Below are 13,557 nucleotides of genomic sequence, written 5' to 3' on the forward strand. Positions count from 1 at the left end.
TTATTGTAATTTTTCGGCAAAGGTAAACGTATAATTCGGAAGTAATTCGGGATGGAAAATTTTGATATAATCTTTCAAAACCAAATCGGGTCGACTTGCTGCCAATTCATAATAAACGGTGCCGCCAGTGGCTCCGTGTTTGTTCTCAAAAGTATAGACGTTTTTGTTTTTCAAAGCGTCAAATTGTTGGTAATGCGGGTTGCTATTTTGCAATTCTGCTAAGTTTTTGAAGGAACCTGTGGCAATCCAATACTCAGCCTTTTGGGCTTTTTCTAAAATTTTCTCAAAGGGTAATGATAAGCTTCCTGTTCCTTTGGTAGTGCTCCACAAATAATTAGATTTGCCATCTTTTAAAAACTGTGCCACCCAGCTGTCGCCTTTGGCCACAAACCATTGTTCTTGGTACATTGAGCCATAAAATACCGTTGGATTTGTCTTTTTTTGAGCGACCAAGGCTAGAGTTTCTTTGTAACTTTTTACGATGTCATTAAATAAAACTTCGGCTTCTTTTTCTTTGCCAAACAAAGCTCCGTACAATTTAATCCATTCGGCTTTGCCTAGTGGCGTTTGTTCCATCCAATCAGCTTGAATGAGTACTTTCAAACCGCTTTTTTGTAAGTTGTCAATCGTGGGATTCGAATTATCAATGCCAAAAGCGACAATCAAATCAGGATTTAAATCAATCAATTGTTCGGTGTCTAATTTTTCATTTTGACCAATATTTTTCACTTTTCCTGCATCAATTAGTTGTCGTGTTTTTGTAGACGAAATATAATCGGTATGCGGAAAACCTACTAATTTTTGGGCCGCCCCCAACATTTCTAAAAAAGGAATATTAGTAGTCGAAGTCACCACTATACTTTGTAAAGGCACAGCAATGGTAGGATATTTTTGCAAACTATCTGGAACGATACCGTTTTTTTCTTTCAAAACATAGGTAAAGTTCTGTTTCGCGTCAGGCCAAGCATTGCGAACCGTTACCACCGAAAATCCTTGATTTTTTTGTATCGAAAGTCCAGAAGCATAGCGAATACTATTGGTGGTGGCGGTTTCAGATAGAGGAGTAGTGTTTCCTTTTTTCTCGCATGCACTCAAAGAGAGTAACAAGCTAATCAAGGCAATAAGAACAATTTTAGTTTTCATAAACAAGTTTTGAAACCTTTTTAAGGCAATTTTGGACACAAATAATGAAACGTAAGACTACTAAAACGAAAAAATAATTTGCGAATTTGCGGTCAATTTTACTTCTCAATTGAAATCAATGGATTACTAACTTACGTGGTTTGCCTATTGATTTCCATTGCAAATGTAACGCAAAAACTAAAATTTCTTGTTTATTTTTAACACTAAAAAATTCAACAAAGACTATCTTTGCTCTTTAATGAAGCCATAAATTAGCCCAAATGATGTACTTGATTACTGGAGGAGAACGTTCTGGAAAGAGCGGTTTTGCTGAAAAATTAGCCAAAGAAAAGTCGGATCACCCAATGTATGTTGCCACAGCTCGTCAGTGGGATGCCGATTTTAAAAACCGCATCGACAGACACCAAAAAGACCGTGACGAACGTTGGGAAAACATCGAAAAAGAAAAATTCTTGAGCGAGATCAATTTCGAAAACCGTGTGGCTGTAATCGATTGTGTGACCTTGTGGTTGACCAATTTTTTTGTAGACAACAACAACGACATCGATTTGTGTTTGGCACAAGCCAAGAAAGAAATCGATGCCCTCTCACAGCAACCCAACACCACCATCATCATCGTTTCGAACGAAATCGGGATGGGCTTGCACGCAGATACACACATCGGTCGAAAATTCACCGAGTTGCAAGGTTGGACCAATCAATACATCGCCCAAAAAGCCGATACCGTAGTTTTTATGGTAGCGGGAATCCCAATGGTAATCAAAGGTGAAGTTTAAAAAAAGATGCAACTCCAATTGTTTGGGTTTTGTAATTGATAATAAAATAAACACGAATTACACGAATTGACACCAAAAAGAAACCATTTTAAATACATAAATGTAGTGACGCCAAAGATATTTGTGTAATTATATTTTAATTTGAATAGTTTTCGTGCCAATTCGTGTAATTCGTGTTGAAATTTGTATCCATACTATTTGAGTTAGAACCTATAATACAATAGATTTGGGCGTTTCCACAAGGGCCGGGCTGTTCGTTATATCTTTACTGCCGAACCCCGGCAGTAAAGGATGCCACTACCATCCCTAACGCAAAAAAAAAAGACTATGACACTACAAGAAATCATACAATCCCGTCGCGATACCCGCCACTTCACCAACAACGAAGTGCCAGAAGACGTCTTGCAAAAAGCATTACAAGCTGGGCATTACGCACCTTCTGTTGGACTTACCGATGCTACTCGATATTACGTTATACGTTCCTCCGAAGTCAAAAAATCCATCAAACTTTTGTTTGAAGACTACGATAAAAAAGCAGCCAATGCCACCGATAACGAGCAACAAAAGCAACAATACCAAGCCCTAAAACTCGAAGCCATAGAAGAAGCTCCTGTGGGATTAGTAATTGCTTACGACCGTTCGGTGCTGAATAGCTTTACCATCGGAACCGTGGGGAGCAACGAAGCGATTAAGTTTAGCGCAGTTTGTGCGGCACAAAACATTTGGTTATCCTTAACCGAACAAGGCTATTCTATGGGATGGGTGTCGATTCTAAACTACCACGAATTCAAATCTATTTTGGGATTACCCGAAAATATAGAACCCTTGGGCTATTTTTGCGTAGGTAAACCCGCTTCTAATTATGAGAATCAGCCGATGTTGCAACAACTAGGATGGAAGAAAAAAGAGCCATTTCCATCTATCACTGCGATTGATTCGGTTCAGTCAAAGGAAGCTGTAATTTCTTCCTTTGAAGAAAAAATAACGGAGTCCAACGCGATTTTATCGAACCAATTGCAGTACAAAATCGATAACAAAACCAAGCCCACAGGAGCTTTGGGGGATTTAGAAGCACTCGCTCACCAAATAGGGATGGTGTTTCAAACCACTTCGCCTCAAATTAAACAACCACATTTGGTCGTTTTTGCTGCCGACCACGGTATTGCTAATCACGGCGTAAGTGCCTATCCACAAGAAGTAACCCGACAAATGGTAACTAATTTTCTGGAAGGTGGAGCAGCAATCAATGTGTTTTGTAAACAAAACCAAATCGAACTATCGATTGTAGATGCGGGGGTGAATTATGATTTTCCAACGAACACCAAGTTGATTCATAATAAAATTAGTAAAGGCACACAGTCGTTTTTGCACACCGCTGCTATGAGTCCTTTAGAAGTAGCGACTTGTTTTTCTAAAGGGGCAACAGTTGTGGCACAAATTGCCCAATCGGGCACAAATTGCATCGGTTTTGGAGAAATGGGGATTGGGAATACAGCGACCGCTTCTGTATTAATGCATTTTTTGACTCAAATTCCCTTAGCAGATTGCATCGGAAAAGGAACGGGAGTTACAGCTGAAAAGCTACAAAACAAGCATCAAATTTTAGCAACTGCCATTGCGCATTACAAAGGCGCTACCGATTTAGACTCGATTTTGGCGTATTTTGGAGGCTTTGAAATCCTGCAAATAGCTGGAGGAATGCTCGAAGCACATAAAAATAAGATGCTAATTTTAGTCGATGGATTCATTGCGACAGTAGCCTTTTTGATTGCTTTTAAGAAAAACCCCGCTATTCTGAGCAATGCTGTTTTTTGCCACGCCTCGGCTGAAAAAGGACACCAACAACTCTTGGAATATTTAGGAGCAAAAGCAATGTTGCACCTTCAATTGCGCTTGGGGGAAGGAACGGGTTGTGCTTTGGCTTTTTCTTTAGTACAATCAGCAGTAGCGTTTTTGAATGAGATGGCTAGTTTTGAATCGGCGGGAGTGAATAATAAAAAGGAATAAATGATTAGAACAAAATGGTTTGTTACTATTCCTACAAGGTTTTCAAAATCTAGTAGGTATGATTGGAAGAATGCAAACTCCTACAAGGTCAAAAAAAGACCTTGCAGGAGTTCGAAAAATAGTGTAGTACAAACTCTTTACAATAGACTCAGTCTATAAGTAGAGAGTCAATAAAATATAAAATCAACAAAAAAAACGAAATGTAACCATAGAAGTACAATGTAACCTTTTAGCCCCGATGGGAGGGAATATCCTTTTTTTTACACCTGTCAGGTTTTTAAAACCTGACAGGTGTAAAAAAAAGATTGGAAGGACAGCGGGACGATGCTGGCATAAAGGCTTTTTGTTACTGCTTCTATAAAATATAAATAAATGAAAAAACAAGTTCACATCTTTTTTACCGCTTTGATGTTCTATACTCGAATTCCGTGTCCGAAGAACATTGGCCACAATCCTGATTATTTAAACAAAGCGTCTCGTTATTTTCCATTAATTGGTTGGATTGTTGGGGCAATCACTTTTGGAGTGTATGCTGCGGCCTCTTGGTTGTGGAATGCTGAGATTGGGATGGTGCTTTCGATGATGGCGAGTGTGTTGGTTACAGGCGCTTTTCACGAGGATGGTTTTGCCGATGTCTGCGACGGATTTGGTGGCGGTTGGACTAAAACTAAGATTTTGACCATTATGAAAGACAGCGCTATTGGTGCTTATGGTGCGATTGGTTTGGTATTGCTTTTTTTACTAAAGTATATGAGTTTGGTTACTTTGGCAAAAAGTGAAGCACTATTCACTAATTACGCTTCACTCTTCACTCTTTTCTTGGTTTTCATAACAGGGCATTCTTTGAGTCGATTGGCGGCGATTTCGATAGTGTTTACTCACGAATATTCTCGGGAGGATGCTACGAGTAAAAGCAAACCCATTGCGCAACAGTATTCTTGGAAAGAAGTGGTGGGCGCCTTATTTTTTGGGCTATTGCCTTTGCTGGCTTTGCTATCGAATCACGCGATTATTGGGTTGGTGGTATTGCCTGTTTTTTTGGCACGTTATTTTTTGGCGCGTTATTTCCAGAAATGGATTGACGGCTACACAGGTGATTGTTTGGGAGCCACACAGCAGGTGTGTGAAGTTATTTTTTACCTAACCTTACTAACGATATGGAAATTTATTTAGTGCGCCACACTGAAACGGTTTGTGAAAAAGGCATTTGTTATGGTCAAAGCGATGTGGGTATTCGAGCCCCATATGATGCTATTTTTGAATCGATTTTGGAGCAATTGCCAGAGCAAGGCGTTTTGTATACCAGTCCGTTGCAACGCTGTTCGATTTTGGCACAGCATATTCAAGAAGTTAAGAGAATTCCAATAGTAGCCGAAGAACCAAGACTGAAAGAAATGCATTTTGGGGATTGGGAATTGCAGGCTTGGAATGCTATTCCGAGGACTGTTTTGGACCCTTGGATGAATGATTTTGTGAATGTTGCGGTACCTAATGGGGAATCATTTATAGATTTGGACCAACGGGTTTGGGATTTTTTGGAGGAGGAATTAAAGAAACCCAATGAAAAACCACTGATTTTAGTCACTCATTCTGGAGTGATTCGAAGTGTTATGTGTAGAATAAATAACATTCCTTTGCAGGAGGCTTTTGCTGCACCTTTGGATTACGGAGTGGTGGTGAAAGTGGAGTATACTCGTTGAGCAGGGTTTGCGTGAGGGCTTTACTATTTCACTGTGTGTTAAATTTCATTTCTAGTTAGATGATAGAATACTCTCTACAATTAAAATTGTAGCTATAAAACCAGCTTACATTGTCTTGTTTTTTTATCTATTGGAATAATCCTTAGGTTCTTTGTGCGAATGAATAATTGCTAAGATTACAATTTGTTTTTGGTTATCGTCAATCAGATAATGGATGTGATACGGAAATTGTTGGAGTAAAATAGTCCTTACGTTATTATATTTTATTTGAAATCCAAAAGGAGTCTGTGCGATATGTTGTTTAGCCTCTTTAACTCGTAACAAAAAGTGTTGGGCCAGTTTGGGACTGATTTCTTTATAATATTCAATGGCATTAATGATGTCAGCCTCTACAAGCGGACGGTTCTTGATAGCATAAATCATAGCAGCCGTTTTTCAATAGCCTCTATCATTTTGTCAAAATCCATGACATCTGTGGGGTTTTTGTAATAATCGTCTAGTCGAGCATCGAGTATCTCTTTTTGCCATTGTGGCAATTCATCCTCTACAGCAACCTCAGAGGGTAAGATGATTACCTCTACTCTACGCGCCGTAAATCCTTCGGGTAGAGCAACCTGAATGGCATTATCTTTTACGTCTATAAATTGTCTGATAGCCTCCATACGATTATATTTATTGAATTGTTGTTCTATTTATTTAGTGAGTCCATGCATAAGGTTTCAAAACACTTTTTCTTCTGAAAATAGTGTGAACTACAGTCGGAATGTTTGTTATCACAGCGGTAGTGGATCAAAAAAAACGCTGTGTGGTTCTTCCGTAGACAATCAAAATTAGCTAAAACAAAACTGGCATCCTAAAAAAAAATCTAGTTTATAACGTCATTATTTCAAGACCTATAAATTATTGCTTTAAAAATGTGCTTTCAGTTGAAAAGTATAGCCGTAAATTTGCGCCTTTTCAGTTTTTTTTTTTTGAATCTAATGAAAAAACAAGGCTCATTTAGTCATTGAATTTGAAAATCTAAGCATAAATCAAAAGGTCGAAAAAACAAACATTTTTTCGACCTTTCACTTTTAGTTACCTCTTTATTTCAAAATGTATTACTCCACTTTTGCCACTGGAGTTCTGGGTCCGATACCATTATTGTTAAAGGCTTCGATTTGGAAATAATACGCATCGGAGCGATCTAAGGCATTCAGATAGTATTCGTTTTTGCCGTACACCATTACGGAACCATACAATTTATCAGGCGATTTTCCGAAGTAAATCACGTAACCATCCGCTTGCGGTTCTTGTTCCCATTTGAACCAAACGTTGCGGCGTTCGCCTTTTACTCTAACGCCTGAACGCAACGGCACAAAATTTTTAACCATAGCCGGTGCTTTCCCGTTTCCTTTTCCAAAAGCTCTAAAACCGCTTAGGGCAAATTTCCCGTCGGGCATGGCTATGTTTTCTATTTTTAAATAACGCCCTTTGATCGGTTTTTCGAATTCGAGGTATTCATGCGGAACATCTTTGGTGCTTTTGCTTTTGTCAGCGATCACTTTCCAGTTTTTTTGATTGTCAGAAACGGAAAGAATGTATTTATGTCCTGTTGTTGTTGCTGGTTTTCCCATCAAGGTCACGTCTTGATCGGCAAAATTGATTTGCACGGCGTTGATGGTGCTTACTACCCCTAAATCAGAAATGATCCATTCGCCTTTACTGCCTGTTTTGGCTGACCAATAGGTTTTGATGTCTTCATTGACCGCATTATTGGCTTGAAATCCACCCAAAGTTGAGGAAACGCTTACTGGTTTGTTGTAATTCAGCAACATCCAACCTGAGAAACTTTCTTTACCATGTTCTTTTTGTTGCGCTGGTAAAAAGGTAGGATAGTCGCCATAGGCCGTGTTGGAATACAAAACACCATCCTTGTCAATGCCCGCTGGCCAAATGCCCAAACGGCGCTCAAAATTGTTTTTGGTGTTAATCACAATGGTCGAAACATGCCAATAGGCATCATTCGCATCTTCAAATGTGGCGCCATGTCCAGCACCTCTGGCATACCCACCTGGTTTGTACGAAAACGGGTTGTGCGATTGGTATTCAAACGGCCCTAACGGATTTTTACTCGTATACACGCCGTCACCATAGCCGCTAAATTCGGTACCAGGACCACCGTATTGCAAGTAGTACGTGCCTTTGTGTTTGGTCATAAAAGCCCCTTCCATAAACGGCTGCATAAAGGTATTGTCATTGTTTTCGCCAAAACGCTCCCAACCATGTTCGTGATCGTTAAGGGTAATTAACGGAATGACTTCGCCTTCGGGCTGAAAGGTTTTGCGATTCAATTTTACACCATATAACGGATATACATTGCTCGAACCATAGTATTCATACAGCTCGTCTTTTTCTTTATCCCAAAAAATTTGAGGATCCCAAGCACCGGCTTCTGATTTATGTACGAGTTCTTTCCAGTCATCTTTGGTTGGGTTTTTACTCATCCAAATCGGGAATTCTTTCCCATGAGTAGAGCCCACCACCAGTAGCGTATCATTCACAAAAGAGAGCGAAGGCGCACAAAGTTCGTCATACACTTTATGTTCCGGACGCAAAAATTTACGCGACACAAATTTCCAATCCAGCATGTCTTTACTGTGCCAGTAGCCCCACTGATTGGTGGCAAATAAATAATAGTTGCCTTTGAAAAAAGTAATCACCGGATCGGCCGTAGCGCGATGTTTGCCTTGGGTAACAAAGTTAGGAATAGGGCAGTAGCCATAATCAATATTTATGGGGTTGCAATACGTTTTTTGTTGCGCTTGAGCCGAACCAAAAAATAAGGTCAGCAAAAGAGCCACAGCTAATTTTTTTATAGAAGAATACATGGTAGTCAAATTATTTGAAGATTTAAAACAGTATTAGTTTTTAGGAACAAAAACAAAAGGCATTTCAGGAAATAGGGGTTCCCGCTATCCGCTATATCTTTGTTTTTTGAAAAAAAAACAAAGGATGCCGCTACTATCGGGGTTAAAGAGCTACAAGGTGCTTTTTTATTATCATTCCATAGCTGTATCAAAAAAAACACCCTCCGAAAGAAGTATCGAAGGGTGTTTTTTAGCTTAGTCCACTAACTCGAAACTTACTTTGTTTTCGGCATTGGAATCCGTTCCGACATAAACTTCGAAGAGTCCAGGTTCGGCCACAAAATCCAAATCAGAGTTATAGAATTTTAATTTTTCGATTGAAATTTCAAACGTAACCGTTTGTTTTTCTCCCTTTTTCAAACTGATTTTTTTGAAATCTTTCAATTCTCTAACCGGTCTAGTTACGCTTCCTACCACATCACGGATGTATAACTGCACCACTTCTTTACCATCAAAATTTCCGGTATTGCTCACATCGACCGATACTTTTACAGTTTCATTGGCTTTCATTTTATTTGAAGAAATTGCCAAATTGCTATAGTTGAAAGTGGTATAACTCAATCCGTAACCAAAAGCAAATAAAGGCTCGTTACGCTCGTCAATATAATTTGAACGGAATTTTTCAAATTTACCTTCTTTGTTTATCAATGGACGACCTGTGTTTTTTGCGTTGTAATAAATAGGCACTTGCCCTACACTTCTGGGGAAAGTAGCGGTTAATTTTCCAGAAGGATTTACATCACCAAACAACACATCAGCGATTGCTAATCCTGCTTCACTACCCGCAAACCAAGCATTTAAAATAGCAGGCACTTTTTCATTTTCATCTACCAAAACCAAAGGTCTTCCGTTGAAAAGTACTAATACTACTGGTTTTCCTGTTTTTAATAAAGCGGCCAATAAATCCTTTTGAACCTGAGGAATTTCAAGATTGGTACGGCTACTAGATTCTCCGCTGTACTCTGCAGATTCTCCAAGCGCCGCCACAATCACATCCGATTGATTGGCAATTTTTAATGCTTCGTCTACTAATTCTTTGTCCGTACGGTTGTCTCTATGTAAAGTTTTTCCAAACATGGTCGCTTTTTCTTCCAAAGCAGCGTCGTATTCTAAGTTACTTCCTTTAGCATACAAGATGTTGGCGTTTTTTCCAGCCACGGTTTGCATACCCGAAAGTAATGAAATGGATTTTTCAAATCGTGTAGCCACACTCCAAGTTCCTGACATGTTTTCTTTAGCATCTGCCAACGGTCCAATTAAAGCAATCGTACTTGATTTTTTCAAGGGTAAAACTTGTCCTTGGTTTTTCAATAATACCAAAGATTGTGCTGCTGTAGTTCTAGCTTCATTACGATTTGCTTCGGTGAAAATTTCGTTTTTCGCACGTTTTTCATCACAATATTTGTAAGGATCATGAAACAATCCTAGGTCGTATTTGGCTTCCAACATCAATCGAACGGCATTGTCGATTTGTGCGATGGTTACCTTTTTTTCATCTACAGATTTTTTTAGGGTTTTCAAGAAACCTTCTCCTACCATGTCCATTTCCACTCCTGCATTCAAGGCCAAAGCTGAAACCGTTTGCAAATCGCCCATACCGTGATCGATCATTTCAGGAATACCGGTAAAATCAGTTACCACAAATCCTTTGAAACCCCATTGTTTTCTTAAGACATCAGTCATTAACCATTTGTTACCCGTTGCAGGAACACCGTCGACTTCGTTAAATGCAGCCATAACCGACCCAACTCCCGCGTCGATAGCGGCTTTGTAAGGAGCAAAATATTCGTTGTACATTCTGATTTTACTCATGTCAACGGTGTTGTAATCACGTCCAGCTTCTGGAGCACCATACAAAGCAAAGTGTTTTACACAAGCCAAGATTGTATTGTTTTTGGTCAAATCATCGCCTTGGTATCCTTTTACCATAGCTTCGGCGATTAAGGAACCTAAATAAGGATCTTCTCCTGAACCTTCAGAAACTCTACCCCATCTGGCGTCTCTGGACACGTCCACCATAGGCGAGAACGTCCAGTTGATACCATCGGCGCTGGCTTCTTGAGCCGCGATTTGTGCACTTCTTTTGATCAATTCCATATCCCAAGTACTCGATAAACCAAGTGGAATCGGGAAAGTCGATTCATACCCGTGAATTACGTCCATTCCGAATAACAACGGAATTTTAAGACGGCTTTTTTCAACGGCTATTTTTTGCACTTCTCTGATTTTTTTTACAGATTTGATGTTGAATAAACCCCCTACTTTTCCTTCTTCAATATTTTTACCCACATTGGTACTACTTGATGCTCCTGTGGTAATGTCTCCTGAAGTTGGTAAATTCAACTGACCAATTTTTTCATCCAAAGTCATTTTGGAAATTAAATCAGCTACAAATTCGGCTTTCGGTTTGATTTTGGCAGTGTTTTTAGTTCCCTTTTTTTGGCTGTAGCCAATACAGGAAACACTTAATAGTAGGACTAGTACTCTTGTCGTGTTCATCATCATTGTCTTTTTTAATTGATTCTATGTTCTTTTGAAATCACAAAAGAAAGGTAAAATTTGTTGCAGCATCAGGCGTTTTATAGCTTGATGCTGCAACAATTGGTAATTATTTACGCTAAATACAGCTTATTTAATGCCGTATTTTGGGGATTCAAATCCTAATTTAGTCAAGCCCGCTTTTACTTCTGGAGCGTTCATAAATAGTTTCCATAACAATCCGGATCTGTAATTCTCGATCATAGGAGCGATGGTTCCTTGGTCGATGGCCAAATAACGAGGCGTTACCCAGTTGTAGTGAGGTGAAAACGCATCGTAAGGTCCAGCCACTCCTACATATTTTGCTTTGTTTTCATCATACACATAACGTAAGAATTTCATGGATTCTACCGGAGTAAAAGGAAAAGAAGACAAAGCCGCTGTTGGAGTAATTACGCCATTATCATTTTTAGGCTCATGGGCGGTGTAACCAGTGGTTCCATCAGGATTACGGGTGTAACTTGCTGTTAATCCCCAACATTTATCAGAGTAATCTTTAAAGTTTTTAGGGTTGTCTTGACTGTATTTCACCATGATTTTGGCGTGATTTTGCGTCAAAGTGCCATAGTCGGCATATTGGTCTTTCAATTGGTTTGGATCTAATCCTAAATAGGAATAATGCGACCAAAACATTGGGCCCACATGACCCGCCGAACCGTTATAGCTCAACACAACAGGTAAGCCGTATTGCGAACCACCGTGTTTGATGCCGCCGTTTCGCGCCCAACCTTCGGTATACGCTTTGTTAGGTATGGTGTGAGTAGGGGAGGCTGCCGCCATGATGTAAGTGATAAAGCATTCGTTGTAGCCTTCTAGTTTGAAGTTCATATCCCAAGCATAGTTAGGCGACCAGTGCCAGTACAGCGCATTTTCGCCTTTGGTGTACCAATCCCATTCTACCCCTTTCCAAAGTTCGTCCGCTTTTTTTGCTAAGGCTTTTTCCGTATCATTTCCATTTTTAAAGTATTCTCTAATGGTGATTAAAGCTTGGCAAACAAAAGAAGTTTCTACTAAATCTCCTCCGTTGTCTTTGGTTCCAAAAGGAATCACTTTTCCGTCTTTATTGTTCATCCAATGTGGCCATGCGCCATGAAAACGATCTGCTTTTTCCAGAAAGTTCAATGAAGTAGTTAGTCTGGAAACGGCTTCGCCTCTTGGTAAAAAACCTCTGTCGATTCCAACTAGAATGGTCATTAATCCAAAACCTGAGCCACCTGTTGTAATAATGTTGGCATCGAAATTTGGGTCGTCCGTAATATAACGTTCTCTAGCCAATTTTGAGATCGGATCGGCATAGTCCCAGAAGTATTTGATGGCGTCTTTTTGGACTAAATCAAGCAATTCGTTGTCGGTCAAAACCGCTCCAGGTGGAGTAGGTAGTGGGGTTCCTTCTCCTTTGTTGTTGCTGTCAGAAGAGCATTTAGTACAGGCACTAACTGTTACAGCTAGTAATACTATAAACCAGTATTTTTTCATTTTTATTTATTTTATGATTTTCATACCCATCAGAATGGAGTATTCTGATGGGTACTACCTCTTTATTATCTGTTGTCTTTTTCTAGTTTGTAAAGTGCTGCCACTTCGTTAGTAGAAAGCGCTGCGTCATACAATCTGAATTCGTCCATTAAGCCGGCATAACTTGTGGCCCAACCTTCGTCACCTCCATTGTTTAATGGTGGCGTAGTTTCAAATTGATGGGTTCCGAATACGACTTTTCCATTGGTACCTACCATTTCAAAATTGCCATATTTAGGAGCATTGTTTGGATTAGTGTCTCCACCTGGATCATTGGCCCACCAGATATTCGAGGCATTTAAAACGCCGTTGACATAGGCTGAAATCGTACTTGTTTTCGCGTCATACGTCAAAACAACATGGACCCATTTGTTGAGGTTGTTATCAATATTGATGACGAGGCCTTGACCTTTCCAAACCACCCCAGCTCTTCCGTTTTCAGCTGAAAGTTTTAAGCGTAAACGATCAGGAAATGACGTGTCAGGATTCTCCAAAAACACATTCAAGCCACCCCAAAATTCAGTAGGTCGCACGATAGAGAATAAACCTTGGGCGCCTTTCCCTTGTCCTGGACTTCCTGCGTCAGGCACTGTATTGGCGGTATTCAGCCAAAAGGCCACCGCATAATTGTTGATTCCCGTAATTTTGGAGGATCCATTACCAATGGCGTATCGGGCTTCTGTATTTGAACCTTGATAGGCGCTACCTTTGATTCCTTCCGTAAAGGTTACTTTGGTGTTTTCAACGTTAGTAATGTTATTTTTACTGTCGTTCAGGTTGCCGTCAAAACTAAACTTAGCCACTAGATTGTCTTTAGCTATGTCGTCTGAATTTTCATAACCACCTACGGGTTCGTAGGGAATGGGGCTATTCGTTGTATCGATACTATCTTCGCAACCCAAAAGAAAAAGTGTGGCAAGTGCAACAGTTACGAAAGAAATTGGTTGTATTTTTTTCATTTTGATTCTC

At 39.7% G+C, this 13,557-nt stretch carries 11 protein-coding genes; 4 read left to right on the forward strand and 7 right to left on the reverse strand.

What is annotated here, in order from left to right; genetic code table 11:
- Complete coding sequence (locus ACSVH7_RS13170; protein ID WP_438067160.1) at positions 1-1,143, reverse strand: ABC transporter substrate-binding protein; 1,143 nt, start codon at positions 1,141-1,143, stop codon at positions 1-3.
- Between the two features lie 260 nt (positions 1,144-1,403).
- Here ACSVH7_RS13170 and ACSVH7_RS13175 point away from each other — a divergent pair, with 260 nt between their 5' ends.
- From ACSVH7_RS13175 to cobC, 4 genes are all read left to right on the forward strand, one after another.
- Complete coding sequence (locus ACSVH7_RS13175; RefSeq protein WP_438067161.1) at positions 1,404-1,919, forward strand: bifunctional adenosylcobinamide kinase/adenosylcobinamide-phosphate guanylyltransferase; 516 nt, start codon at positions 1,404-1,406, stop codon at positions 1,917-1,919.
- Between the two features lie 327 nt (positions 1,920-2,246).
- The gene (cobT, locus tag ACSVH7_RS13180; RefSeq protein ID WP_438067162.1) at positions 2,247-3,926 is read left to right on the forward strand and encodes a nicotinate-nucleotide--dimethylbenzimidazole phosphoribosyltransferase; all 1,680 of its coding nucleotides are present in this window, start codon (positions 2,247-2,249) and stop codon (positions 3,924-3,926) included.
- A 372-nt stretch (positions 3,927-4,298) separates the two neighbouring features.
- Complete coding sequence (locus ACSVH7_RS13185) at positions 4,299-5,099, forward strand: adenosylcobinamide-GDP ribazoletransferase (protein ID WP_438067163.1); 801 nt, start codon at positions 4,299-4,301, stop codon at positions 5,097-5,099.
- The gene (gene cobC / locus ACSVH7_RS13190; RefSeq protein WP_438067164.1) at positions 5,084-5,626 is read left to right on the forward strand and encodes an alpha-ribazole phosphatase; all 543 of its coding nucleotides are present in this window, start codon (positions 5,084-5,086) and stop codon (positions 5,624-5,626) included. The genes ACSVH7_RS13185 and cobC overlap by 16 nt, the downstream gene beginning before the upstream one ends.
- A gap of 123 nt (positions 5,627-5,749) precedes the next feature.
- Here cobC and ACSVH7_RS13195 read toward each other — a convergent pair whose 3' ends face one another.
- From ACSVH7_RS13195 to ACSVH7_RS13220, 6 genes are all read right to left on the reverse strand, one after another.
- The gene (locus ACSVH7_RS13195) at positions 5,750-6,049 is read right to left on the reverse strand and encodes a type II toxin-antitoxin system RelE/ParE family toxin (protein WP_438067165.1); all 300 of its coding nucleotides are present in this window, start codon (positions 6,047-6,049) and stop codon (positions 5,750-5,752) included.
- Entirely contained in the window at positions 6,046-6,288 is a 243-nt protein-coding gene (locus ACSVH7_RS13200) for an addiction module protein (protein ID WP_438067166.1), read from the reverse strand. The genes ACSVH7_RS13195 and ACSVH7_RS13200 overlap by 4 nt, the downstream gene beginning before the upstream one ends.
- Positions 6,289-6,726: 438 nt before the next feature.
- The gene (locus ACSVH7_RS13205; protein WP_438067167.1) at positions 6,727-8,496 is read right to left on the reverse strand and encodes a family 43 glycosylhydrolase; all 1,770 of its coding nucleotides are present in this window, start codon (positions 8,494-8,496) and stop codon (positions 6,727-6,729) included.
- A gap of 234 nt (positions 8,497-8,730) precedes the next feature.
- Positions 8,731-11,037: a beta-glucosidase BglX gene (gene bglX, locus ACSVH7_RS13210; RefSeq protein ID WP_438067216.1), complete on the reverse strand. Its 2,307-nt coding sequence runs from the start codon at positions 11,035-11,037 to the stop codon at positions 8,731-8,733.
- A 126-nt stretch (positions 11,038-11,163) separates the two neighbouring features.
- Positions 11,164-12,549 (reverse strand): glucoamylase family protein, encoded by a 1,386-nt coding sequence (locus tag ACSVH7_RS13215; RefSeq protein ID WP_438067168.1) that lies wholly within the window; start codon positions 12,547-12,549, stop codon positions 11,164-11,166.
- Positions 12,550-12,614: 65 nt separating this feature from the next.
- The gene (locus ACSVH7_RS13220) at positions 12,615-13,547 is read right to left on the reverse strand and encodes a hypothetical protein (protein WP_438067169.1); all 933 of its coding nucleotides are present in this window, start codon (positions 13,545-13,547) and stop codon (positions 12,615-12,617) included.
- Positions 13,548-13,557 lie beyond the last annotated feature (10 nt).

Source organism: Flavobacterium sp. TSSA_36, from assembly GCF_051547165.1.
Taxonomy (GTDB): Bacteria; Bacteroidota; Bacteroidia; order Flavobacteriales; family Flavobacteriaceae; genus Flavobacterium.

Coding starts and splice junctions, on each gene's coding strand:
- ACSVH7_RS13205 (WP_438067167.1), bottom strand. CDS start 8,496: ATGTATTCTTCTATAAAAAAATTAGCTGTGGCTCTTTTGCTGACCTTA.
- ACSVH7_RS13185 (WP_438067163.1), top strand. CDS start 4,299: ATGAAAAAACAAGTTCACATCTTTTTTACCGCTTTGATGTTCTATACT.
- ACSVH7_RS13200 (WP_438067166.1), bottom strand. CDS start 6,288: ATGGAGGCTATCAGACAATTTATAGACGTAAAAGATAATGCCATTCAG.
- cobT (WP_438067162.1), top strand. CDS start 2,247: ATGACACTACAAGAAATCATACAATCCCGTCGCGATACCCGCCACTTC.
- ACSVH7_RS13175 (WP_438067161.1), top strand. CDS start 1,404: ATGATGTACTTGATTACTGGAGGAGAACGTTCTGGAAAGAGCGGTTTT.
- ACSVH7_RS13170 (WP_438067160.1), bottom strand. CDS start 1,143: ATGAAAACTAAAATTGTTCTTATTGCCTTGATTAGCTTGTTACTCTCT.
- bglX (WP_438067216.1), bottom strand. CDS start 11,037: ATGATGAACACGACAAGAGTACTAGTCCTACTATTAAGTGTTTCCTGT.
- ACSVH7_RS13220 (WP_438067169.1), bottom strand. CDS start 13,547: ATGAAAAAAATACAACCAATTTCTTTCGTAACTGTTGCACTTGCCACA.
- cobC (WP_438067164.1), top strand. CDS start 5,084: ATGGAAATTTATTTAGTGCGCCACACTGAAACGGTTTGTGAAAAAGGC.
- ACSVH7_RS13195 (WP_438067165.1), bottom strand. CDS start 6,049: ATGATTTATGCTATCAAGAACCGTCCGCTTGTAGAGGCTGACATCATT.
- ACSVH7_RS13215 (WP_438067168.1), bottom strand. CDS start 12,549: ATGAAAAAATACTGGTTTATAGTATTACTAGCTGTAACAGTTAGTGCC.